This is a genomic window from Arthrobacter sp. TmtSoilC77, assembly GCF_059739415.1.
In genome coordinates this window covers 377,313-401,911 of sequence record NZ_AP046050.1, presented here as the reverse complement: position 1 = coordinate 401,911, position 24,599 = coordinate 377,313, and the positions used below count along the sequence as shown (strand labels likewise).

Below are 24,599 nucleotides of genomic sequence, written 5' to 3'. Positions count from 1 at the left end.
ACGGTTCGCGCCATGGCCCTAAGCCGCGCCGAGCATGGGTCCGAATTTGGGCCGGTCTGCCAGCCGCGGATCCTCGCGGTCCGGAACAACGAGGACCGGCCCCTTGGCGTGATGGAGCACGCCATCAGAGGTGGAACCAAGGAGCATGCCTGCGAAACCACCCCGGCCCCGCGTACCCAGGACAACCAACTCCACTCCCCGGCTGGCCTCAACCAACACGTCCACTGGTGAGCCGTCCCTAAGGTCCGTTTCCACGGGCAGCTGCGGGAAGTGGCTGCGGAGCCAGGCGACGCCTGCATCCAATTGGACTTTGATATCCGCGAACAGGGCATCGCGATCCAACGGTGCCGGCACCCAGGCCAAGGAGCCGCTGTACTGCGGGACTGCGCAGATGACGCGGAGTTTGGCCCCCATCCGCTGGGCTTGTTCGGCTGCCTCGAGAACGGCGACGCGGGCCTGCTCCGAACCGTCCACACCCACGGCGACGACGTTTTCCACCGTTCGCGGCCCGGCCTTGGCGTGCTCAGCCTTGATGTGCTTGTCCTCGGTGTTCTCACCCAAACGATCGGCGCAATACAGCGGGACCGTTACGGTGGGGCATTTTGCGTGGGCCGGCAAGGCGCTGCTGACCGAGCCCAGGAGACGCCCGACAAAGCCACCACGGCCACGGCTGCCAAACACGAGGAGTGCAGCGTTCGCAGAGAGGTCAAGGAGGACACCCGCAGCATCACCATTCTCCACTGACGCATCGACGTCAATGTTGTAGCTTGAGACCTTATCCATGGCTTGCTTGACGATTGCTTCCGCGCCCTCGCGGATCACGGAATCGTCCACGGTAGCGTATCCGCCGTCGAGGCCGGACGCTGCGAAGATGGGCACCGAATAAGCCGTGACTATATGCAGGGGAAGTTGGCGCCGTTCCGCCTCACGCGCAGCCCATACAAGGGCGCATTGACCATGCTCGGAACCGTCCACTCCGACGACGATTCCACCAGGCGCCACAGCCTGGTCCCCGCCGTCCCGTGGTTCTTCAATGTGTCTGCCGTGCTGGTCCATGGGGCCCGCCTCTCCACCTACTGCTTGATGTTCCGGCCATTCTGCCAGAGGTTCTCCCTACCGGTGATCCCTTGCTGGCGCGCAACCAATAGCCGGGGCCGAAGAAACCCTCGGGGTTCTCCTTCCAATGCCCACTATTCTCGGTTGGCAATGCCGAATCAAGGCGACTTTGGGCTATGTGGATAACGGTCCGGGCTCGGTTTCCGGCACGCTCACCACGCGCCGGGTTGCGCTGCGGATGAACATCCAAAACACGCTGTCGCCGAGGCTATCCATGGCAGAAAAAGTTCGGTAGTGTTCGAGTCACCGAATGGCCGGCAAAGGTGTCCCAGGACACAACCCGGCCATTTATTTGCGGCCGCTTGGGGAACTCGGACGCGATCCAGCGCGCTGCCGAAGGCACACACGTCAAGGAGGAACCCAAGCAGTGTCACTCACTCCTGATTCCGTCACGGAACGGACTACCACCGTGGTGATCGGCACCGGCCTCTCCGGCCTGGCTGTTGCCAGCGAGCTCAGCCGCTACGGCGTCGGTTCCATCGTGCTGGATGGCTTTGGTTCTTTATCGACCACCGGACCAGCGGTCCACACGGGAATGCTCCAGCGCTGCGACGCAGCAGACCCCGCGGCAATGCAGGAGCGCAACGAGATCCTGCGCCATTTGCGCAACTACGCCGCCAGCCATCACTTGGATGTCCGCACCACCACACGCGCTGTCCGGCTGGACTTCCTGGGTGGCGACTCGTCGTTGCAGCTTGGATACGGACCTGTCGCCAGCCTGACCACGGGCAGTCTGAGGGCTGGGATGAGCGTCTATGGCCCCCTTGAATCCACCCCACGTCAATGGGCCGTGCATACAGCCAGCGGGGTTCTCCTGGCAGACCACATCGTGGTGACGCGCTGCGCCCAGAGCCAGCTGCGCCGAATGCTTGCCGATCTGGGAATCGCCATAGGCCAGAACTTCGTGGCAGCCATGCGTGCAGTCGGGATGCACTTGGTGGGCGTTGGGGAACTTATTACACCCACGCCCAAGGAAGTACTACGGCAAGCCAAGGCAGTGGGGCAAGCGATCTCATCCAAGGTGGCCCTCCCCGCCGGGCCGGGCATCGCCCTCGCGTAGAAACCTGCCTGGAGCCTTTACCTGGAACCCTGCGCGTAGATACCTGGCAGAGAACCCTGGCCTTGAAACGATCGAGCCAACCAAAGAATGTTCCTAAAAAGAACAAAAATTAACCCAAAAGGCCGGCGCCTCCGAAGACATTTGTCCTCGAAAGCACCGGCCTTTGAGTTGGAGCGTGAAGCTTAGGCGCCAGCGCGTACGTACGTGATGGGGCCGGTTGCGGTGAGCCAGCTGATCGGGTGGATGCCCGTCTGGTTGCCGTTGATGCCACCGCTGATAGCCTGGCCGTTGCCGATGTAGATGGCTACGTGGCCGGACTGGACGATCATGTCACCGGGCTGGGGGTCGCTGACAACTTTGCCGTAGTTCAGGAACTGCATGGGTGCGAGGTCGCCAACCGGGATGCCGGCAGAGCCGAGGGCCCGCTCCACCATCGCGGTGCAATCCTGCATGATGCCGATCTGGGCGTAAGCCGAGGCGACCATGGCAGCGTTGATGCCACCAACAGCCGGAGCTGCAGCAGGCGCGGATGCCACAGGGGCGGTAGCCGTAGTGGTTGCAGCGGCCTGGACGGTAGCCGTTGCGGGCGCCTTCTTGGCCGCCGGAGCCGGAGCAACAGGAGCCGGCTTTTCAATGACGGGAGCCGCTACGGAAGCAACCGCGGGGCGCTCGAAGTTGATGGTGGCCGTCGATGCGGCCGTAACAACCTTGGTGGGACCCTCGGTGACGGTTTCGGCGACAGTAGCGGGGCTGGAGTCGCGCTGAACAGGGGTCTCTGCTGCGTGGGCAGCGATGGAGCCCGTCAGGACCAGGCCTGAAGCTGCTGCGATGACAGCGGCTTGGCGACCTGCGCCGGATGCGTTGCTGGCAACAGCCTTGGAGATGGAGATGAACGGATTAGGACGTACGCTGTCCGCCTTACGACGGCCGCGAAGAATGCGTGAAGACATGAAAGAGCCTCTCCCGATGCCTGCGAGGTTAGCTGTCGGATTCGGATGGGAGTCACCCGGCCACTATCCCCCGCTGTGCAGCGGAAGCTTCGTGACTTCACCCCAAGGCGCGCTCTGAAAGTGGGCCAAAATGGGTTCCCCGTCTCTGCCGTAGGTTTGTCTGCGAACGGATTCCGGACTGCGGCAGAGCTAGGCAATCAGACCGGAATGCCTGTTACGTGGAACAGGCACAGGTACAACCGTACGGGAAGATCACCCCAAAGTCACATTTACGTAACGAGCAGTTCGTTTTTGGCGTGTCGCAGTAACCGTTTCGAGATCTTCGCAAGTATGTAGAAAACCCCGCTATTCCGGGGAATTTTCGCCATCCGGGTCGTTGGGGGCCGCCAGCTTCTTCCGGGCTGTAACAGCGAGGAAGATCACCAGACCGATCGCCACCACAGCGAGGCCAACGATGCTCCAGGGGAAGGGCTGGGAAGCTGCCGGAGCCGGCTCAGTATTTTCCGTACCGGGGGCCGCTGTGCCCGCCGTCGGAACAGCCGCCGAAGCCGGGGCGGAGGCACCTGCCGAGCCGCTCGCCGTCGTCGTGCTTGTCCCGGAAACTGTGAACTTGAAGGTTCCCTCGATCGGGTGGGAGTCTGAACTGACCACACGCCACACCACGGTGTATTCGCCGGCTGGAGCGCCCTGACGCAGCTTCTGGACAGCCATGTTGTCGATGATTTCCACTGCGCCATCTGCCCAGTTTTCGCCCCCGGCGGTGACGGTCACCCCGGAACCGATGGCCAGTGGCTGGTTGTTGAACGTGATGGATACCGACGCCGGCGCTTCAGCCACCCTGGCACCGTTGGCCGGAGTTGTTGATTCGGCGACGTCGTGCGCGGAGGCCGGAGCAGCTCCAAGCAGCAACGCGGAAGCGAAAGCAAGAGCGGCTACGACGGCGGCCAGAAGCGGGCGGATGGTACGCATGGGGCGGTTTCTCCTAGTGTTGGCTTCCTTACAGACTAGGCGAATCGTTCCAGTACCCCACATTGGCGGGCATAGGATTTGAGAGCAAACTCCCCCGATCCCCGGAGACCTTCATGCTTAAACAAGGTTCTGCAATCGACCGCTACTTCAAGATCTCCGAGCGCGGGTCCACATACTCGCGGGAAATCCGCGGCGGCTTCGCGACCTTCTTCGCCATGAGCTACATCGTGGTGCTGAACCCGCTGATCCTCTCCGGGGCAGACTCGAGCGGAGCATCGCTCGGCTTCACGGCCGTAGCGGCAACCACTGCCTTCGTTGCGGGCATCCTCACGATCCTCATGGGCGCCTGGGCGAAGCACCCCTTCGCGGTGGCAACGGGCCTGGGAGTGAACGCATTCGTCGCCGTGACGGTTGCCTCCCACCCGGAACTGACCTGGCCGGACATGATGGGGCTGGTGGTGCTTTCGGGTGTCACCATGCTCATCCTGGTACTCACCGGATTCCGCACCGCCGTTTTCAGGGCCGTCCCGGAAGCGCTCAAGACGGCAATCGTGGTGGGCATTGGCCTGTTCATCGCCTTGATCGGGCTGGTCAACGCTGGTTTTGTCCGACGCATCCCGGATGCCGCCGGCACCACGGTCCCGCTGGGCCTTGGCGTGGATGGCAAGCTGATGGGCTGGCCGACGTTGGTGTTCGCTGTCGGCCTGGTCCTGACCATTGCGTTGGTGGTGCGAAAGGTCCGCGGGGCAATCCTGATCGGCATCGTGGTGTCCACCGCTCTGGCCGCCATCCTCGAATTCACGCTTCACATTGGTCCCAGCTTCGACGGTAAGAACGTCAACCCCCGTGGCTGGTCACTTGTGGCACCGACGCTTTCCGAATGGGGCGCCCCTGACCTCTCCCTGATCGGCAAAGCCAACCCCTTCGGAGCCTTCGAACACCTCGGTTTTGTGGCTGCTGCGCTGTTGGCGTTCGTGATCCTCCTTAGCATCTTCTTCGACGCCATGGGCACTATGGTGGGCCTGGCCAACGAGGCAGGAACCGTGGACGAACACGGCAACATTCCCAATGTGGACCGCGTCCTGCAGGTTGATGCCCTGGGCGCAATCGTCGGCGGCGGTGCCTCCGTTTCGTCCAACCAGATCTTCGTTGAATCGGGCGCGGGCATTGGCGAGGGCGCCCGCACCGGTCTCGCCTCCATTGTCACGGGCCTGCTCTTCCTGGTGGCCATGTTCTTCACGCCGCTCATCAACCTGGTCCCGTTCGAAGCCGTGGCTCCTGCGCTTGTGGTGGTGGGCTTCATGATGGTGTCCCAGGTTGGGAAGATCGACTGGCAGGACTGGGGCGTTGGCATTCCCGCCTTCCTGACTATCGCCCTGATGCCATTCACGTACTCGATTGCCAACGGCCTGGGCGCCGGCTTCATCTCCTACGTCCTGATCCGCACTTTCCAGGGCCGTGCCCGTGAAGTCCACCCCCTGATGTGGGCAGTGGCGGCTGCGTTCCTGCTGTTCTTTGGCATTGGAACTGTGGAGGAGTTGTTGGGCGTCAAGTAGCGATGTCCGGCATCCCGGACACTGCAGCGCGCTGTAGCTGTTTTTTGGCCCGCTGGTGGGGTGTGCTTAAAGCATGGCTCCAAACACCAGCACCAACCCTTCCGTAGACGTCCTTCCCGCACCATGGACCGGCCGCTTTGACGGCGACGGCGACGAACATCGCCGCTGGTGGCAGGCCATCCAACCCCTTACGTCCCCGGCCATTCCCGGCGCCTCGCGTCCCGCCGTCGTGCTGGGTTTCTGCAGCGACGCCGGAGTGCGGCGCAACAAGGGCCGTGTGGGTGCCTCCGCGGCTCCGGCCGCCATCCGCTCGGCGCTGGCTCCGCTGGCTTTCCACCTGGACCGTGACGTGTTCGACGCCGGTGACGTGGTTGTGGAGGACGACTCACTGGAAGAAGGCCAGCAGCGCGCCGGACGCGCCGTCTCGGAACTGCTCGACGCCGGAAACCTCACCGTGATGCTGGGCGGCGGCCACGAGACGGCATTTGCCAGCTACCTGGGCGTTGCCGGATCCAATGCCGTGCGCAGTGGAAAGCGCTTGGGTGTCTTGAACCTGGATGCCCACTTTGACCTGCGCGACGAGCCGACCCCGAGCTCCGGGACTCCATTCCTGCAGATGGCGCAGGAGGAAACCGCCGCTGGACGCGAACTGAGGTACGCCGTCGTCGGAATCTCGGAGCCCAACAACACGCGGACGCTCTTTGACACCGCTGACCGCCTGGGCGTGAAGTACTTGCTGGACGAGGACTGTTCCGCGGAGCGCGTCGAGACGTTCGTAGCCGATTTCGTGGCTGGAATCGATGTGCTGTACTTGACGATCGACCTGGACGTCCTGCCTGCTTCGGTGGCGCCCGGCGTCAGTGCCCCCGCCGCGTTTGGGGTGCCGCTGTCCGTGATCAGTGCCGTTTGCCGTCAGGTAGCGGCAAGCGGGACGCTGTTGCACCTGGACGTTGCCGAATTGAACCCGGAGTTCGATATTGATGGACGAACCGCGAAAGTGGCAGCAAGGCTGGTAAACACGCTGTTGGCATAGAGGCCTGTTCCCGGTCCCTGTCCTGCGTTTAGCCTGAGGGGAAGGGAAGGACGGCGATGGGCGCAACTCCTGTGCAGGACAAGTGGGCCTGGGTGGCAGGACCCGTTGCGGTCGCTTTGGGCCTTGCCGCACACGTCGTTTCCGGTGGGGGCGCCCCGGCGATGCCCGTTCTTCTGGGCTTCGTTGCCCTCTCTGCCTTGGCCGCGCAGCTGGTTGCCCGCTGGATCCATGGGCCCATCTTGTTGCTGCTGCTGTCCGGCGTGGCACAGCAGTTGCTGTTCTTCGGTTTCGAGGCTTTGGGGGGTTCATTTTCCGGGGTCGGGTTCCTTGACCATCTGCACGGGCAGCCCCAGCAGCCCGTGGCGGTTCCTGCCGATAGTCAGCCGGCTTCAGGGGAACTGCATGCTGCTGACCTGATGCTCTACACCCACGCAGCTGCCGCCATTCTCACCCTCGTGGTGGCCGCGGGCGTTTCGAGGCTGGCCAGACCAAGGGCAACGTTCCGCAGCTTTTCGGTAGCCGGGCCTCCGCGAGATGGCAGTTAATGCCAATGTCTTGCCCAAACACTGTCATCAACTGTCATCTCGCGGGATTTAAGCGATCATGAAATGAGGCGCATGGACTTTGCCGACCGCAGCAGCACGGCCGCTCCTTTGCGCAGCGGAGGCGCAGCGACATGGCACCAATTACGGAGCCGGCGGACGGATTCCTGACCGACTACTACGAGCACGTCACGGACGACGACGTCCGCAGCTACACACCTGAAACTTTGTTGGAACGGGCCCGCTATCACCGCTCGTTGGCAGAACGCCGTGAGACTGGACAAGCAGTCATCGGGGTCCTGAACGAAACAGATACCAGCCTGGTGGCAATCGTCACGGACGACATGCCCTATCTCCTTCCCTCCGTCACGGCCGAGATCTCTCGCGACACCGCTTCCATCCGGCTTCTGGTCCACCCGACTTTCAGCGTCACGCGGGACCCCGCCACCCACCGCCTGATCGATATCCACAGGGGACCCCACCGCGCGGGGCTGCCCACCGGCGTCGAACGTTCCGAAGATCATGCGCGGGCGACGCCGGCACCTTCGACGGACGGGAACGACGGCGGACGGCTCACGGAGGCGTGGATAGCGATCGAGATCCCCCGGATTCCGGACAACTCGAGCGCGGAGCTGCTGGTGGGCAGGTTGAACAAGGTCCTGGGTGATGTCCGGGCCGCAGCCGAGGACGCTGATGCCATCCACGAGGAACTGCTGCACGAAATCGGTGCACTGGAGGGGTCTGCGGCAAAAGACCGGACGGCGGGTGAAGCGCAGGAGCTGCTGCGGTGGCTGGACGACGGGAACTTTGTGTTCCTGGGATTCCGCGGGCGCCGCGGGCTCGGACTCCTCCGTGATGCGGCCGGTCCTGCGGCGCCGGGCGAGGTTTCCGGCCAGGTGCTTACACTCACCAAATCCACGCTTCGCTCAACGGTTCTTCGCCGTGCCTACCTTGACGAGATCAGCATTGCCACAGCGGACGGGAACGGCACCAACACCAGCGCGTGCACTTTTGTTGGCCTCTTCTCCCCTAGTTCAACAGCCCGCCCGGCCCAGCAGATCCCGGTCATCCGGGACACAGTGCAGGAAGTGCTGCGGGCCTTCGGCTACCCGGCGTCGTCACATCATGCCAAGGAGCTCCTTGCGGTGTTGGAGGCGTATCCGCGGGACGAACTGTTCCATGTTGATGCCGGGCAGCTGGCCATCCGTGCGCGCGAGATCCTCCGGCTCCAGGAACGCCATAACACCCGGCTCTTTCTTCGTCCTGACTCCTTCGGCCGGTTCATGACAGCACTGGTTTTCCTCCCCAGGTACAGGTACAGCACGGCCGTCAGGCTCAACATCGAGCGCGAGTTGCGCGAGGCATTTGGCTCGGATTCCATAGAGTTCGAACTTCGGTTGGGCGAATCCGCCATGGCTCGCGTATTCTTCCGGATCCTTTTGCCACAGGACCCTTCACGGCACGAAGGTGCTCCGGCGGTGGTGGACGCGGCAGCGCTCGAGCAGCGGATCATCGCCGCTACGAGGTCCTGGGCGCAAGGCCTGGACGAGGCCCTCCAAACGAGGTATCCGCGGGAAGAGGCAGCCAGGTTGTCCAGGCAGTGGGCAGCCGCGTTTCCGGCCAGCTACAAGGCCGATTATGAGGTGGAGGACGCAGTTGAGGACATTGCCAGGTTCGAAAGTTTTCCGGCAGAGCCGGGATCTGTGGACGAAGCAGATCCCCTCCTCACCGTTTACCAACGTCCCGGTACGGCAGTCCTCAGTGAGGATGCCCGGATCCGGCTCTACTTAACGCGCCCGCAGAGCCTGACCGAGATCCTTCCTTTCTTCCATAACCTGGGCTTGAAGGTCCTGGACCAGCGGCCTTTCGACGTTCACCGTGCCGACGGGCGGCAGTTCTTCCTTTACGACCTCGGCCTGAAGTATCCGCGCGGGCTTGACCCTGTAGGCACGGGCGATCTGCTGGCCGGTGCGTTCTGTGCCGCGATGCGCGGTGACGCCGAGTCAGACGCTTTGGACGCGTTGGTCATCAAGGAGGGTATCGACTGGCGGCGGGTTGCCATCCTGCGCGCGTATGCCAAGTACCTCCGCCAACTCGGGAGCACCAACTCCTATGGCTTCATCGCTGACACACTCCGCGGGAACGCCCTGGCCACGCATGCCTTGCTTGAATTGTTCGAGGCAAAATTCAATCCTGACCGCTTCGCTCCGGACTTGTTTGAACCGGAACTCCTCAATTCCGGACATGGCGAGCCAAAGCCGGCCAGGGGCGATCTGTTCGAAGAGGGAAGCAGCGAACTCAGCCACAGGACCCAGGCCGTTCATGGAGCGCGGACGAAACTGATGGAAGCAATCGACGCCGTCCCTGTCCTGGACGCCGACAGGTTGCTGCGTTCCCTGGCGAGCCTGGTGGATGCCACGCTCCGCACGAACTTCTATCTCAACAAGCCCTTCATCAGCTTCAAGCTCAACCCCGCCAGCATCCCGGCTGCCCCTGCGCCCCGCCCGAAATTCGAGATCTGGGTCTATTCGCCGCGCGTTGAAGGCGTCCATCTGCGTTTCGGTCCGATAGCCCGCGGTGGCCTTCGGTGGTCGGACAGGAGGGAAGACTTCCGGACGGAAATCCTGGGGCTCGTCAAAGCCCAGACGGTCAAGAATGCCGTGATTGTTCCCACCGGCGCCAAAGGCGGGTTCTTCCCCAAACGGCTCCCGGACCCGGCAGAGGACCGTGCTGCCTGGCTCGCGGAAGGTCAGGAAAGCTACCGGACATTCATCCGCGGGTTGCTGGATATCACCGACAACCTGGTGCCGGATCCCGACGGCGGACGCAGCGGCCGCGTACTCGCGCCACCGCGGGTGGTGCGGCACGATGGCGACGACTACTACCTCGTTGTGGCCGCTGACAAGGGAACAGCAACCTTCTCCGACATTGCCAACGCCGTTGCCGGGGAGTACGGCTTCTGGTTGGGTGACGCCTTCGCTTCCGGAGGGTCAGTGGGTTATGACCACAAGCAGATGGGGATCACGGCCCGGGGCGCCTGGGAATCCGTGCGGCACCATTTCAGTGAACTCCTGGTGGATTGCCGTGCCGAGGATTTCACGGTGGTTGGCATCGGAGACATGAGCGGGGACGTCTTTGGCAACGGCATGCTCCTCTCCCACCACATCAAGCTCGTAGCCGCCTTTGATCACCGGCACATTTTCCTTGACCCTACGCCGGACCCCGAGGTCTCCTACGCCGAGCGGGAACGGCTCTTCAAACTGCCACGTTCCTCCTGGGCCGATTATGACCGCACCAAGCTGAGCGAGGGCGGCGGAATCTTTGCCCGGACGGAAAAATCCATCCTGATCACGGAACAAGTCCGGCTCGCCCTGGGGTTGGCTGAAGGCACGGATGCGAATGGCCAGCTGGCGATGAGCCCGCCTGAGCTTCTCCGTGCAGTCCTCACTGCCCCTGTGGACCTCCTTTACAACGGCGGAATCGGTACCTATATCAAGGCATCCACCGAGTCCAATGCCGATGTGGGAGATAAATCAAACGACGCCATCCGGGTCAATGCCGGGGATCTGCGCGCGCACATCATTGCCGAGGGCGGCAATCTTGGAGTAACCCAGCGCGGCCGGATCGAAGCAGCTTTGGCAGGCGTCCTGGTCAATACCGATGCAATCGATAATTCAGCTGGCGTGGATTGTTCGGACCATGAAGTGAATATCAAGATCTTCCTTGACCGGATGATCTCCGCAGGCAGGATGTCTGTGGCAGAGAGAACCGGATTCCTGCACTCGCTCCAAGACGAGGTTGGACGGCTCGTCCTGAAAACCAACGATGACCAGAACGTCCTGCTCCTCAATGACAAGCAATTGGCGCTGGAATGGAGCCCCAGCTTTGAACGGACCATGGATTGGCTCGAGTCAGTCACAGATCTGGACAGGGAACTCGAATATCTTCCCAGCAACGCCGAACTTCAGGCACGGGTGCTCACGGGCAAGGGACTAACCACTCCGGAACTCGCCGTTTTGGCCGCCTACGCCAAGATCGAACTCGCCCGCGAACTCACAGAGGGCGGTTTGTCCGATGATCCTTGGTTTTCTCAAACCCTTCGCGGCTATTTCCCCAAGCAAGTCTCAGAGCGGTTCGGCGAACACCTCTCCACGCATCCCCTGCGCCGGGAAATCGTGGCCACGGTAGTGGCCAACGACATGATCAACATGGGCGGCATAGCGTTCGCCTTCCGCGCGATGGAGGAAACCACGGTTTCTGCCTCCGCGGTGGCCCGGGCGTTCGTAGTGATGCGGCAAATCTGGGACTTTGACGCCGTCACAGGCGCCATCGCCCAATTGCCGCCGAGCACTCCCCGCGAGCATGGAGCAGCCGTTGCCCTGGACATGCGGCGGTTGCTGGACCGGTCCGTCCGCTGGTACGTGACCCACGATTTCCGCGACAAGCCCATTGCCGATGCCTTCGCCCGGCTCGAGCAGCCCATGTCCTTGATGCGGGCGAACTTCACGAGCTTCCTTCATGGGATCAACCTCGCCTACTCGCAGGAGCGCCTGGCCTACACCGATTCAGTGGGCATTCCCCTCGCTTTGGGTGTCCGGGCTTCGGAACTGCTGGTCAGTTACGGCTTGCTGGATATTTCCGCGATCGCCGAGGAACTCCAGGAACCCGTTGACGCCGTGGCTGAGGTGTACTTCGCCGTCTTCGAAAGGATCTCGGCCATCCCCCTCCTGCAGCACATCACCATGCTTCCCCGGGACACTCACTGGGAGTCGCTTGCACGGGCTGCCCTTCGTGACGACATGTACCTGGTGCTCGCGGACATGACCAAAGCGGTAGTGCGGCACACGCCCCGGATCTCTGGTGCGGCGACTCCCACGACGTCAGACCCAGTGGAGCGAATCATGGACTGGGAACGTGGAAACATCGAACAACTGGCACGCGTCCAGGAGACCATCAAGGAGGCCATCAAGCCCGGTCCCGTGGACATTGCAGCGCTCTCCGTCGCGGTAAAGCTGCTTCGCGCCATGGTCCGGAGATGAGGCGTCGGTCACCAATACTGCCGGTCATCTTACAAATTTAGGCTCAAACGTCCTATGATTGACGGGTCGCCCTCGCATGCGGCAAGTAATAGGAGGCACCCAAATGACCGCTGCAATGACTGCAGAACGCGAAATTCGCCTGTCCTTTTCCAAGGCAGACGAGATCCACGACGGCCTTGAACGCGCCGTGGATGCTTTGATCAAGAACGCAGCAGCAGATGCCAACTGCGGCATTCTGGTGACCCGGCACGAGCCCGGCACCTACACAGTGGCCCTGGACGAATCCGTTCCCTTCGGCCAGACCCACGAAGTGCTCGCTGCGTAATAGTAGTAATTGCAGTTGTAGTAGAAAAGCAAAAAGCCGGGGCCCAAGCCCCGGCTTTTTGCTTCCTTACGCCCGGCGGAGAGTCACGCCGTCGGACTTCATGAACAGTTCCTTGCCTTCCTCGGTGACGCCCGGCCCTGAGTGCTCAAGCCACACCACATTCCCGCTGCCGGAGACTTCCTCGATCAGCCCTGCCGCGATCACGTGCGCGTACTTGACTACCTCCACGCGCTCGCCAACCTTGAGTTGCCTCCAGTCCGAAACCGTAACCGAGTGTGCGTTTCGTCTGGAGAGGACTGCTCCACGTGCCTTCATTGAACTTCTACCCCTTTGTGGATGTTCGCTGTTGTGTATTGAGTTATGAACGGTTGACCGTCAAGCCCACGGCGTCGTTGACGTGGACGTGACGTACACCATAAGTTCTACTACATTTGTCACGCCCCGGAGATTGCGTTGCGAACAATTTCCGGGACGTGACAAATTTGCCCATCAAATGAGCGTTTTATTCGACGTCAGGCCAAAACCCCGACGGCGGATTCGGCGGCCGCACGGACCGCACCGGAGCCAACCAGGCGGTCAGCCGCTTCGAGTTCGGGCGACAGGAACCTATCGGTTCCCGGTCCCTGGACCACTTCACGAAGCACCTCAAGCACAGCCGTGCCGGCCGGGCCCGGGGTCAGTTCGCCGTCGGACATCTGCGTGCGCATGTCGATAGCGCGGGCGCTGGTGACCAGCTCCACGGCCAGGACGCGGCGGAGATTCTCCACGGCCTTGCGAAGTTTCCGGGCAGCATGCCAGCCCATGGACACGTGGTCTTCCTGCATGGCGGAGCTCGGGATGGAGTCCACCGATGCCGGCACGGCCAGGCGCTTGTTGTCCGAAACGAGCCCGGCCTGCGTGTACTGGGCGATCATGAGGCCGGAATCGACGCCAGGGTCGCCGGCGAGGAACGCCGGGAGTCCGTGCGAGCGGGCCGGGTCCAGCATGCGGTCCGTGCGGCGCTCTGCGATGGAGCTGAGGTCCGCGACGGCGATCGCCAGGAAGTCCAGGACATAGGCCACGGGCGCACCGTGGAAGTTGCCGTTGGACGTGACGCGGCCGTCCGGCAGGACAACGGGGTTGTCGATCGCAGCGGCAAGTTCACGGGAAGCCACCAGTGCGGCGTGGTCCACGGTGTCGCGGACAGCACCGGCAACCTGAGGGGCACAACGCAGCGAGTAGGCGTCCTGGACCTTGGTGTCATTGATCCGGTGGGATGCGACGATGGGCGAGTTGGACAGCACGCGCAGCATGTTGTCCGCACTGGCAGCTTGGCCGGGGTGCGGACGCAGGGCAGCGTGGAGCTCCGGCAGGAACACCTGGTCGGTGCCCAGCAGCGCCTCAACGCTGAGCGCGGCGGTGACGTCCGCCGTCGCGAGCAACAAACGGATGTCGGCGATGGCCATCAGGAGCATGCCGAGCATGCCTTCGGTTCCGTTGACAAGGGCCAGGCCCTCCTTTTCCGCCAGCGTGACCGGTTCGATGCCGTGCTGTGCGAGCAGCTCAGCGACCGTCTGCTTACCGGGCACACCATAGAGTTCGCCGTCGGGACCGGTTGCTTCGCCTTCGCCCATCAGGACCAGTGCGCAGTGGGACAGCGGCGCGAGGTCGCCGGAGCAACCGAGCGAACCGAACTCGCGGACCAGCGGGGTAATGCCTGCATTGAGGACGTCCACCATGGTCTGCAGGACCACGGGACGGACACCCGTGCGGCCGGATGCCAGGGTCTTGGCGCGGAGGAACATGATGCCGCGGACCACTTCGCGTTCCACTGCCGGGCCCATGCCCGCTGCGTGGCTGCGGATCAGCGACTTCTGCAGCTGCGTGCGGAGGTCGTTGGGGATGTGGCGGTTGGCCAGCGCACCGAAGCCCGTGGAGATCCCATAAGCGGGGACATCGCTGGTGGCGAGGCTGTCGATGTGTGCCCGGACCTTGGCAACGTTATCCAGGGCCTCCTGGGAAATGGTCACCTTGGCGTCGTGGCGTGCGACGGCGACGACGTCTTCCGGGGTCACGCCACTGGAACCGAGGGTAACGGTGAGCTGTTCGTTCGATGTGATGGTCATGTTCTTACTTCTCGTTCATGGGGATGCGGACGCCGCGTTCGTTGGCGACTTCGACGGCGCGGTCGTAGCCGGCGTCGACGTGGCGGATGACGCCCATGCCGGGGTCGTTGGTCAGGAGCCGCTCGAGCTTCTCCGCGGCCAGGTCGGTGCCGTCAGCGACGGAAACCTGCCCGGCGTGCAGGGACCGGCCGATCCCGACCCCGCCACCGTGGTGGATCGAAACCCAGGTAGCACCCGAAGAGGTATTGATCAGCGCGTTCAGCAACGGCCAGTCGGCGATCGCGTCGGACCCGTCGGCCATGGACTCGGTCTCCCGGTACGGGGACGCCACCGAGCCGGAGTCCAGGTGGTCACGGCCGATCACGATCGGGGCCTTGACCTTGCCCTCGGCGACGAGCTGGTTGAAGAGCAGGCCGGCCTTGGCCCGTTCGCCGTACCCGAGCCAGCAAATACGCGCCGGCAAGCCCTCGAACTCCACCCGCTCCTGGGCCGCGTCGATCCACTTGTGCAGGTGCTTGTTCTCCGGGAACAACTCCTTGATCGCCTCGTCCGTGACCCTAATGTCTTCCGGGTCCCCGGACAGCGCGACCCAGCGGAACGGGCCCAGGCCCTCGCAGAACAGCGGACGGATGTAGGCCGGGACGAACCCGGGGAACTCGAACGCCCGCTCGTAGCCGCCCTTGCGTGCCTCGTCCCGGATCGAGTTGCCGTAATCAAACACCTCCGCCCCGGCGTCCTGGAACTCCACCATCGCCTGCACCTGCCGGGCCATCGAGGCCTGGGCCTTCTTCGTGAACCCTTCCGGATCAGCCTCAGCCTCGGTGTGCCACTCCGCCACGGTGATACCCTCCGGCAGGTACGACAACGGGTCATGCGCGGATGTCTGGTCGGTGACCACATCGAAGGTCACGTCCCCGGCCTTGTGGCGGCGGAGCAGTTCCGGGAACACCTCAGCGGCGTTGCCCACATACCCCACCGACCAGCCACGGCGCTCGGCCTTCGCGGCCTGGACCTTCGCGATCGCCGCGTCCAGATCCGTTTCAACCTCGTCCAGGTACCGCTTGCCCGCCCGGCGACGCAAACGGGTCTCGTCCACATCCACGATCAGGCACGCACCATCATTCAACGTCACCGCCAGCGGCTGCGCACCACCCATCCCGCCACACCCACCAGTCAGGGTCAGCGTCCCGGCCAGGGGACCCTCGGACGAGCCCTCCGCGGCGGGTGCCGGGTGGCGTCCCTCCGCCTTGAGTTTGTTGCCCACCGCGGCGAACGTCTCATAGGTGCCCTGCAGGATGCCCTGCGTGCCGATGTAAATCCAGGACCCGGCAGTCATCTGCCCGTACATCATCAAACCCTCGGCCTCGAGCCGGCGGAACTCGGGCCACGTCGCCCAGTCCCCCACCAGGTTCGAGTTCGCCAGCAGGACCCGCGGAGCCCACTCATGGGTACGGAACACACCCACCGGCTTGCCCGACTGGACCAGGAGGGTTTCGTCCTTCTCCATCGTTTCCAGGGTGCGGGTAATCGCATCAAACGCAGCCCAGGAACGCACCGCACGACCCGTACCCCCGTACACCACCAGGTCATCCGGACGCTCAGCAACCTCCGGATCCAGGTTGTTCATCAACATGCGCAACGGCGCCTCGGTCTGCCACGACTTGGCAGTAAGCTCAGTACCCCGCGCGGCCTTAACCGGACGGGCACCAGAAGTGAAATCGGCGGGTGCCATGATGACTCCTTCGTCTTTGGGAAGTGTGTAGTGGAAAGTTCTTCTGCTTCTACTAAAGCCCCTTTACGAGGCCCCAGGAATGGCTTTTCAACTGGTGCTGTCCGGGATTACAGACGCATGCCGCACTTCGCAGTTCCTCCGCCCAAGCGTCCTGGTGAAGTTCGGCCAGCCCTCGCATTCGCGGGAGAAGGAGCGCATGCTGGACCCATGGCAACGTTCCGAGTGACTACCTTGGTTGCGGCTCCGCCCGAGCGGGTTTTCGCGACCTGGACGGATCCGGACCGGTTCCAGGAATGGATCGGCGGAGTCACCCGCGTGACCGATCGCACCGGCTCGATCGACCAGGTCGGCAGCCGCTACACGGTGTGGTTCGGGCGGATGGCCAGCCCCACGGAGATCCTGGCCGTCGAACGGCCCTGGCACATCCGCACACGGTTCGGCAACGCGATCCTCAAGGGCGAGTCGGATGTGAGGTTTGCTCCGGAGGCAGGCGGCACGCGCATCCACCAGGAGTTCGTAACCCGGGGATTCATCGCGGCGATCTTCGGGCGGATTTTCGCCATGGGATCCTACCGGGGCAGCTTCCGAGGTGAACTGGAGACCTTCCGCAGGCTCGTCGAGCGCGAGGCCACGGAACCGGGCACGCTGAAGCCCGGCGAACCGAAGCCGCGTGGCGACTAGGGCGGATCGACTATGGGAATGGCCTAGCCAGCCGGTCGTCCGTGAATGCGTACCGACAGTTCGTCGGCAGCCTTGCGGATGCGCGCAGCCAGTACCGGCCATTGCTCAGCCGGCACTTTGTCCTCCAGGAACGTAACGGCGACTGCCGCCGTCGGCCATCCCACATGGTCAGTCACAGCGGCGGCGATAGAGCCGAATCCAGGCGTGATCTCGCCGTTTTCCGTGGCGTAGCCACGCTGCCGCACCTGGTCCAGATGGGAGGACAAGGCGGAGTACTTCATGATCGGGAATTCGACCTCGTGGCGCGATGTGAACGCGGCGGCGTTCGGGTACAGGGCGCGAACCTGTGACTTTGGCAGTGCGGCCAGGATCGCGCGGCCAGAGGCAGTGAGGTGGCTGGGCAGGCGGACTCCGACGTCGGTCACCAGGCTTGGGCGGTTCTTGGCACGTTCCTCCACGATGTAGAGGACGTCGCGGCCGTGAAGCACGGCGAGGTGCGCGCTTTCGCCAATCGCGTCCACGAGCGAGGCCAGCATGGGCCGGCCGAGACGCGACAAGGGCTCTTGCCGCGAATAGGCCGAGCTGAGCTCGAAGGCGCTGATGCCGAGTCCATAGCGCTGCTCTTCGTGCAGATGCAGGACGAAGCCGTTGGCCTCCATGACCCCGAGCAGGTGGTAGACGCTGGAGCGGGGCAGGCCGAGCGCCGTCGCAATGTTCGACGCCGCCATCGGTCCCCGGCGCGAGGCCAGAAGTTTCAGGATGCGCAGCGTATTTTCGGCGGCAGGGACCTTGGACGTGGCCTTGCCTGGTGCCAGTGGCGTGGTTGTCATGGTTCCTCACTGCTCAAGACTGCTGAAGGGGACACCGTCCAGCCTCTCCCGGCCCGATGTGTCCGGTATCCCGTACTCAAGCGTGCCCATTTAATCGGCGCTGCGCCAGCCCGCACTCCCACTACGGTGTCTGAAATACCAGACTTAACTAAGGTCCTCAGTTTGGGGGCGGTTCAGGCAGTGCCAAGCTCTCTACGCCGCACGGCAACGAACGCGAACACCACAAGCGCCGCGCCAATCCCGAGCATCCAAAAGCCGCCGCTCCAATCGGTTCCGCTGGTAGTAACCACTGGCGAGTGCGTAAACGGAGACAGGTCCCTGAGCGACTTGTCGAAGCCAAGCATTCCGCCGTAGACCCCCAGCACCACGCCCAACGCCAGCAACGCCCAGCCCACCGGAACAGTAGCCCGGGGAAAAGTCACAAAAACCGCCGCGGGCAACGCCAGGTAGAGCAGGGCAGCCGGGATTTGAGCCCCGGCGGTTTCCCATACGTTGCCCACTTCAACAACTGATTCACCGGAGACCAGCAAGGAATACCAGGCACCGAACGCCGCGAACACCATAACGAGCACCACCGAGGCCGCACCGAGGCCGAGGAAGCTGCCAAACCAACGAATGCGCCCCAGCGGTTCCGAAAGCACCAACTCGGCTGTGCCCGCCACTTCTTCCTGCCGCAATCGCAGAACGGCCTGGAGTCCGCAGGCCGCCGCCAGAATGCCACCAATTTCAAAGAGGACGGCGATGACCAGCTGCGTCATGGATGTGCCTTGCGCCTCGATCATTGCCCTAAGGATCGCTGTGACGGAGGAATTCGTAATGCTGACCTGCTGGATGGCAGCGCCGAGGGCGCCGGTGAGCAGGCCTGCGATGAACCCGCCAATGCACCAGCTGACGATCGCGCCCTGCTGGAGTCGTAGTGCCAGGGCGAAGGGTCCGCGGAGTGAGCGGCGGGCGTCCGTCCGGCCACGACGTCCAGCCAGCACGCTTGCGCCAACATCGCGCCTGGACATGACGACGGCGGTAAGCGAGGCGCATACGACGCCAAGGCCCAGCGGAAGCAGCAGGGGCCACAATCGGTTTCCGGTGTAGGCAAAAGTCTGTTGTCCCCAACCGATGGGCGAAACCCAGCTCGGCCAAGCTGCCGTGACAGTGAGGCCGTCCTGGCTGACCTCGCCGGTCGCGTCCCCGAAACCACGCAAAAGATAGGCGGCAACCACTAGCCCTGCCGCCGCTCCGTTTGCCCCACGCGAGGTGCTCATGAACTCGGACGCGAGCAGTCCGACCGTGAGAAAAGCCAATCCAATGGCTCCGGCCGCAAGACCGGCAACCAGCGAGCCCGCGGCATCGAGCCCGCCGGCCACAAAGCCGAACGTGACCGCCGCAGCCACCAGTACGTTTGCAGCGAGCCCATGAGTCATGGTCGCCGCAAGCGGCATCCAACGTCCCGCTGCCGTGGACGCTACGAGCTCGGCCCGGCCCGCTTCCTCTTCGGCGCGCGTATGCCGCACCGCCAGGAAGGTATTCATCAAACCGGCAAGGACACCCAGGAAGGCGAAGATCTGGAAAAACGTAAACGCGTCCAGGGCAGGGCCGCGGACCAAGCCGCGGAGTATCAAGATAGCCGGGGTGGCCGTGGCAATATGCAGGATCTCGGCGCGGGAAGCATCGTCACCATATGCCGAGGCCACCGCTGTTGTGGCGAAATAGGCGAGTGCACCTATGGAAGCAACCCAGCTCAGGAGTTGCCAACGATCGCGGCGGAGTCGTTGCCAATAAAGATCCAGGAAGCGGTTCATCTTAGAGGCCCGTCTTGGCGGGCGGCCGACGCCGCCGATGGTGAGTGCCGCCGTCGGCCTTCACTTCTTCGGTTTGGGATGGAAGGGCAACGCCATAGTGCCGGAGGAACAACTCTTCAAGCGACGGTGGAGCGACCAGGAGGCCCTGCACGCCCAGACGGCCAAGAATCGGCAGGACCTCGTGGACACGATCCGAATCGGCGCTGAACTTGACCCGCCCGGCGGACACCGTGAGGTCGTGGACCTGGGAAAGGCTTTGGAGGGCCCCGAGGTCCACCTGGTCCTGCGCGAAAGAGATCCCGGTACGCGTCAGGTGACGCAGGGAGTCAACCGTCCCGCCGTCCACTATTCGGCCTGCGCGGATGATGCTCACACTGTCGGCCAGCTGTTCCACCTCGGACAGGATGTGGCTGGAGAGGAGGACAGTAGCTCCTTTCTCACCGACGAGCCGGCGAATCTCGCGGGTAAAGACGGCCTCCATCAGGGGATCCAGACCGCTTGTCGGCTCGTCCAGAAGGTAGACCTCGGCGTCGGCAACCAGGGCTGCGATGAGCGCAACTTTCTGGCGGTTTCCCTTGGAGTAGGCACGGCCCTTCTTGGTGGGGTCAAAGTCGAAGAGCTGGCACAAACGCTCCTTTTGGCGTCGATACTCCGCCCGATCCGTCCCGCCGTCACGAAGCCGCGAAAGGAAATCGATGGTCTCTCCCCCAGAGAGATTCGGCCAGATGCTGACGTCGCCCGGGACGCTGGCAACACGCCGATGCAGTTCGACGGCGTCTGCCCATGGGTGCATTCCGAGGACGCTAGCACTGCCGGACGAGGCCCGGGCCAGGCCCAGCAGGATACGCAGCGTGGTGGACTTCCCCGCACCGTTGGGGCCGAGGAAGCCGTGGACTTGCCCCGCAGGGACTTCGAGGTCGAGGCCGTCCAGTGCCTTGACCCGGCCGAAGTTCTTATGGAGATCGACGGTCTGGATGACAGGGTCCATGGAGCCGACGTTACGCAGGATCAGCGTCCCTGTGAAGGAAGGGAGCTGGTCCGGCCCGGAGCGCGGCTGTGACTCCTGTCGCACTGTCTGCGATCAAAGACACCAAACCCCCGTGAGGCCAATCACAAGGCTGCCAAAAGTGATGTGCTGGTTAGCGATCCCCTCCCAAAGACGAGAAGGTTTTACCATGCAACAAACCACGCTGGCTTCGAAGGACACAGTCCTCCAAGCCGCCGGTACGGCACTGAGCCGTGGCCTCAACGTCCGCCACATCCGCTTCATGGCACTCGGATCCGCAATCGGCACAGGACTGTTCTACGGTTCCGCGTCCGCCATACAGAAAGCCGGCCCGGCCGTCCTTCTGGCCTACATCATCGGCGGCGCAGCCGTCTTCATGGTGATGCGTGCGCTCGGCGAAATGGCCGTCCGGCACCCCGTGTCCGGCTCGTTCGGCCAATACGCGAGCAAGTACCTTGGACCGTTCGCCGGCTTCGTGACCGGCTGGACCTATGTGTTCGAGATGGCCATTGTCGCAATCGCCGATGTCACTGCCTTCAGCATCTACATGGGCTTCTGGTTCCCGCAGGTGGACCGCTGGATCTGGGTCCTCGCGATCATTCTCTTCCTGGGTGCCATGAACCTGTTGAGCGTCAAGGTCTTCGGTGAACTGGAGTTCTGGTTCTCGCTGATCAAGGTGGTGGCCATCATCGCCATGATCGTCGGAGGCGCGGCAATCGTCGTCTTCGGCTTCCAGACGGGCGACGGCGGCGGTGTGGCACCGGGGTTGGGGAACCTGGTTCATCACGGCGGTTTGTTCCCGAACGGTTTCGAAGGGCTCCTGGCCGCGTTCGCCGTCGTGATGTTCGCCTTCGGTGGGATCGAGACAATCGGCATTACCGCCGGCGAAGCAGCCGACCCCAAGAAGGTCATTCCGCAGGCAGTCAACACTGTGCCGGTCCGCGTCCTGTTGTTCTACGTCCTGACCCTGGGCGTGTTGATGAGCATCTTCCCGTGGAACGAAATCGGCAGCAGCGGTAGCCCGTTCGTGCAGATCTTCGATGGCCTGGGCATCCCCGCTGCACCGCACATCCTCAATGCCGTGGTCATCACTGCCGCGCTGTCAGCGATCAACAGCGACATCTTCGGGGCCGGCCGCATCCTGTTCGGCCTTGCCCAGCAAGGTCACGCTCCGAAGAGCTTCGGAAAGATCTCCCGGCACGGCGTCCCCTGGATGACCGTGGTGATGATGGGCGGCATCCTCCTTGTGGGCGTCGTGTTGAATGCTGTGATCCCGGAAGACGTGTTCGTGCTGATCGCCTCGATAGCCACGTTTGCCACGGTGTGGGTTTGGGTGATGATCCTTGCTTCGCACGTTGCCATGAAGCTGGAAATCAAGCGCAAGGGGCTTCCGGCGTCGGAATTCGGTTCGCCCCTGTGGCCGGCAGCCTCCATCCTGACCATGGCGTTCATGGCCATGGTGATCGTGATCCTCGGGGTCTTCGAGGACACCCGGGTTGCACTCTATGTTGGGGGCACATGGCTTGTGCTGCTGTTCGTCGCTTACAAGCTATGGGTCCGCGGTGGCGGCCTGCGTCGTGCGGAGCTCGTGGACGAAACCGTCTAGGAACCCCGCGCCCAAGTGACAGTTAATGCCAATGTTCGCGCAGAACATTGGCATTAACTGTCACCTCGCGGACCAACTACCTCGCCGACCAACCACCGTCCATCGTGTAGCTCGCGCCAGTGACCATGCCGGCGTCGTCCGAGGCCATCCAGGCTGCCAACGACGCCACTTCCTCAACCTCCACCAGCCGCTTTACCGCGGACTCCGTCAGCATCACCTTGGCCAGGACCTCTGATTCAGGGATGCCGTGGAGCCGGGCTTGATCGGCGATCTGACGTTCCACCAAGGGCGTGCGGACGTATCCGGGGTTGATGCAGTTGGACGTCACTCCGTGCTCGCCGCCCTCCAAAGCAGTGACCTTGCTGAGGCCCTCCAGCCCATGCTTAGCGGAGACGTAGGCACTCTTGTAGGCCGAAGCCCGGAGCCCGTGAACCGAGGAGATGTTGATGATCCGGCCGAACCCGTTGGCATACATGTGCGGGAGCGAGGCACGGATGAGGAGGAACGGGGCCTCCAGCATCAGTGCGAGTATCCGCCTGAATTCAGCAGGTTCGAACTCCTCGATCGGTGCTACTTTCTGGATTCCGGCGTTGTTGACCAGGATGTCGCAGTCGAGGCTGAGGGCAGCCAGCGCCTCGACGTCCAGCAGGTCCACCGTCCACGCCGTACCGCCCAGTTCGTCGGCGAGGGCCGCAGCTCCGGAGGCATCGACGTCGGCCACTACTACTTTCGCCCCGCGTGCGGCGAGCGCCCGGGCGCAGGCCGCCCCGATTCCGCTGGCACCGCCGGTGACCAGTGCTTTGCGTCCGTTCAAGGAGTTGTCCATGGAATCAGCCTTTCGCTGCGGTGCCGGCAGCTGAAGTAGCCAGTCCGTGCCGGACGGCGTCGGCTTCGTCCACGTCCTGGAGCGCGATGCCCTTGGTTTCCTTCAGCGAAACGACTGCGACGACGGTGATAGCGCAGGCGACGACGAGGTAGATCGCGGTGGGGAGCCAGGAGCCGGTGTCCTTGAGCCATTGCGTTGCCAGCAGCGGGGCGAGCGAGCCAGCGAAGATCGATGTAACCTGCGAGCCGAGGGACACACCGGAGTAGCGCATGCGGGTAGGGAAGAGCTCGGACATGATTGCGGGCTGCCCTGCGTACATAAAGGCGTGCAGGCACAGGCCGATGGTCACGGCCAACACGATGACCACGGCGTTTTTGGTATCGAACATGGGGAACGCGAAGAACGGCCAGGTTGCGCCGGCGATCGCTCCAGCCAGGTACACGGGCTTGCGACCCCAGGCGTCAACAAGACGCCCAACCTGCGGGATGACCAGGAAGTGGATCACGTGCGCAATGAGCAATGCCAGCAGGAGTGATGAGGTGTCGTATTTGTGGACGCTCTTGAGGTACACGATCGCGAAGCTGACCACGAGGTAATACATGATGTTCTCTGCGAAGCGAAGTCCCATGGCCTGCAGGATGCCCTTGGGGTATTTGCGGATGACCTCGCCGACGCCGTAGCTGATGGCCTTCGATTCCTCCACCTGTGCCTTGGCCTCGAGGAAGATGGGTGCTTCGGTGACGTGGGTGCGGATGTAGTAGCCGACGAAGACGATCACTGCGGACAGCCAGAATGCGACCCGCCAGCCCCAACCGAGGAATGCCTCGCTGCTGAGGGTGGTGGACATGATGAACAGGACCAGCGTAGCCAGGAGGTTGCCCACGGGAACTGCTGCCTGCGGCCAGGATGACCAGAAGCCGCGCGACTTGTTGGGGCTGTGTTCAGCTACCAGGAGCACGGCACCTCCCCACTCGCCACCGAGCGCGAAGCCCTGGATGAAGCGGAGCGCCACCAGCATGGCCGGTGCCCAGTAGCCCAGCTCGGCGAAGCCGGGGAGGCAGCCCATGAGGAACGTCGAGACGCCCACGATCACAATGGTCAGCTGGAGCGTGGGCTTGCGGCCCAGTTTGTCACCGATCTGGCCGAAGACGATTCCGCCCAGCGGGCGGGCCACGAAGCCAACCGCGTAGGTCAGAAACGCCTGGATGATGCCGTCCAGTTCGTTGCCGGTGCTCGGGAAGAAGTACTTGCCGAAAACCAGTGTCGCGGCGGTGGCGTAGAGAAAGAACTCGTACCACTCCACCACTGTGCCCACCATGGACGCAGCGACGATCTTCTTAAGGCCGGAGCCCTTGCCGGATTCGTTCCCGGCCTTTGATGTGGAGCGCTGCTCTACGCTCATATCCATCTCCTCAGTGTCCTCGTTG

At 63.2% G+C, this 24,599-nt stretch carries 19 protein-coding genes and 1 riboswitch; of the genes, 8 read left to right on the top strand and 11 right to left on the bottom strand.

Features of this window, described 5'->3' with window-relative positions; translation table 11 throughout:
* Window positions 1-18 precede the first annotated feature (18 nt).
* Complete coding sequence (locus AC6I99_RS01955) at window positions 19-1,056, bottom strand: universal stress protein (RefSeq protein WP_224094934.1); 1,038 nt, start codon at window positions 1,054-1,056, stop codon at window positions 19-21.
* A 427-nt stretch (window positions 1,057-1,483) separates the two neighbouring features.
* On the opposite strand from AC6I99_RS01955, the gene AC6I99_RS01950 reads away from it, so the two are divergent.
* The gene (locus AC6I99_RS01950; protein WP_224094933.1) at window positions 1,484-2,176 is read left to right on the top strand and encodes an NAD(P)/FAD-dependent oxidoreductase; all 693 of its coding nucleotides are present in this window, start codon (window positions 1,484-1,486) and stop codon (window positions 2,174-2,176) included.
* Window positions 2,177-2,358: 182 nt separating this feature from the next.
* Here the strand turns inward: AC6I99_RS01950 and AC6I99_RS01945 are convergent, their stop codons facing one another.
* On the bottom strand, window positions 2,359-3,126 hold the full coding sequence (locus AC6I99_RS01945) for an NlpC/P60 family protein (RefSeq protein WP_224166154.1): 768 nt from the start codon (window positions 3,124-3,126) through the stop codon (window positions 2,359-2,361).
* Window positions 3,127-3,129: 3 nt separating this feature from the next.
* Window positions 3,130-3,298: riboswitch (cyclic di-AMP (ydaO/yuaA leader) on the bottom strand.
* 173 nt (window positions 3,299-3,471) lie between these two features.
* Window positions 3,472-4,095, bottom strand: a complete 624-nt coding sequence (locus AC6I99_RS01940) for a copper resistance CopC family protein (RefSeq protein WP_497960002.1) — start codon at window positions 4,093-4,095, stop codon at window positions 3,472-3,474.
* Window positions 4,096-4,208: 113 nt separating this feature from the next.
* Between AC6I99_RS01940 and AC6I99_RS01935 the strand changes: the two genes are divergently transcribed.
* The 5 genes from AC6I99_RS01935 (at window position 4,209) to AC6I99_RS01915 (ending at window position 12,590) form a co-directional block, all read left to right on the top strand.
* Window positions 4,209-5,651 (top strand): NCS2 family permease, encoded by a 1,443-nt coding sequence (locus AC6I99_RS01935; RefSeq protein ID WP_224094928.1) that lies wholly within the window; start codon window positions 4,209-4,211, stop codon window positions 5,649-5,651.
* Between the two features lie 73 nt (window positions 5,652-5,724).
* Window positions 5,725-6,684 (top strand): formimidoylglutamase, encoded by a 960-nt coding sequence (gene hutG, locus AC6I99_RS01930; protein WP_497959998.1) that lies wholly within the window; start codon window positions 5,725-5,727, stop codon window positions 6,682-6,684.
* 56 nt (window positions 6,685-6,740) lie between these two features.
* Window positions 6,741-7,229 carry a hypothetical protein gene (locus AC6I99_RS01925; protein WP_497943746.1) on the top strand — a complete coding sequence of 163 codons (489 nt, stop codon included), beginning with the start codon at window positions 6,741-6,743 and terminating at the stop codon, window positions 7,227-7,229.
* A 131-nt stretch (window positions 7,230-7,360) separates the two neighbouring features.
* Window positions 7,361-12,265 carry an NAD-glutamate dehydrogenase gene (locus AC6I99_RS01920; RefSeq protein ID WP_497959996.1) on the top strand — a complete coding sequence of 1,635 codons (4,905 nt, stop codon included), beginning with the start codon at window positions 7,361-7,363 and terminating at the stop codon, window positions 12,263-12,265.
* Between the two features lie 103 nt (window positions 12,266-12,368).
* On the top strand, window positions 12,369-12,590 hold the full coding sequence (locus AC6I99_RS01915; protein WP_216922352.1) for a hypothetical protein: 222 nt from the start codon (window positions 12,369-12,371) through the stop codon (window positions 12,588-12,590).
* Between the two features lie 66 nt (window positions 12,591-12,656).
* Here the strand turns inward: AC6I99_RS01915 and AC6I99_RS01910 are convergent, their stop codons facing one another.
* The 3 genes from AC6I99_RS01910 to hutU all read right to left on the bottom strand — a co-directional run bounded on the left by AC6I99_RS01910 (window position 12,657) and on the right by hutU (window position 16,427).
* A complete protein-coding gene (locus AC6I99_RS01910) occupies window positions 12,657-12,905 on the bottom strand; it encodes a hypothetical protein (protein ID WP_216922354.1) in 249 nt (82 codons plus the stop codon).
* 197 nt (window positions 12,906-13,102) lie between these two features.
* Entirely contained in the window at window positions 13,103-14,695 is a 1,593-nt protein-coding gene (gene hutH / locus AC6I99_RS01905; protein ID WP_224094925.1) for a histidine ammonia-lyase, read from the bottom strand.
* A gap of 4 nt (window positions 14,696-14,699) precedes the next feature.
* Window positions 14,700-16,427, bottom strand: a complete 1,728-nt coding sequence (gene hutU / locus AC6I99_RS01900; protein ID WP_497959993.1) for a urocanate hydratase — start codon at window positions 16,425-16,427, stop codon at window positions 14,700-14,702.
* 207 nt (window positions 16,428-16,634) lie between these two features.
* Here hutU and AC6I99_RS01895 point away from each other — a divergent pair, with 207 nt between their 5' ends.
* Window positions 16,635-17,108: an SRPBCC family protein gene (locus tag AC6I99_RS01895; protein WP_497959991.1), complete on the top strand. Its 474-nt coding sequence runs from the start codon at window positions 16,635-16,637 to the stop codon at window positions 17,106-17,108.
* A 23-nt stretch (window positions 17,109-17,131) separates the two neighbouring features.
* Here the strand turns inward: AC6I99_RS01895 and AC6I99_RS01890 are convergent, their stop codons facing one another.
* From AC6I99_RS01890 to AC6I99_RS01880, 3 genes are all read right to left on the bottom strand, one after another.
* Window positions 17,132-17,938: an IclR family transcriptional regulator gene (locus AC6I99_RS01890; RefSeq protein ID WP_224166146.1), complete on the bottom strand. Its 807-nt coding sequence runs from the start codon at window positions 17,936-17,938 to the stop codon at window positions 17,132-17,134.
* Window positions 17,939-18,111: 173 nt separating this feature from the next.
* On the bottom strand, window positions 18,112-19,734 hold the full coding sequence (locus AC6I99_RS01885) for an ABC transporter permease (protein WP_497959989.1): 1,623 nt from the start codon (window positions 19,732-19,734) through the stop codon (window positions 18,112-18,114).
* Window position 19,735: 1 nt separating this feature from the next.
* Entirely contained in the window at window positions 19,736-20,722 is a 987-nt protein-coding gene (locus tag AC6I99_RS01880) for an ABC transporter ATP-binding protein (RefSeq protein ID WP_497959987.1), read from the bottom strand.
* A 187-nt stretch (window positions 20,723-20,909) separates the two neighbouring features.
* Here AC6I99_RS01880 and AC6I99_RS01875 point away from each other — a divergent pair, with 187 nt between their 5' ends.
* Window positions 20,910-22,346, top strand: coding sequence for an amino acid permease (locus tag AC6I99_RS01875; protein ID WP_497959984.1), 1,437 nt, complete (start codon window positions 20,910-20,912; stop codon window positions 22,344-22,346).
* A gap of 76 nt (window positions 22,347-22,422) precedes the next feature.
* Here AC6I99_RS01875 and AC6I99_RS01870 read toward each other — a convergent pair whose 3' ends face one another.
* Both AC6I99_RS01870 and AC6I99_RS01865 read right to left on the bottom strand, forming a co-directional pair.
* Window positions 22,423-23,172, bottom strand: coding sequence for a 3-hydroxybutyrate dehydrogenase (locus tag AC6I99_RS01870; RefSeq protein WP_497959981.1), 750 nt, complete (start codon window positions 23,170-23,172; stop codon window positions 22,423-22,425).
* A gap of 4 nt (window positions 23,173-23,176) precedes the next feature.
* Window positions 23,177-24,574, bottom strand: a complete 1,398-nt coding sequence (locus AC6I99_RS01865; protein WP_224094913.1) for an MFS transporter — start codon at window positions 24,572-24,574, stop codon at window positions 23,177-23,179.
* Between the last annotated feature and the right edge of the window lie 25 nt (window positions 24,575-24,599).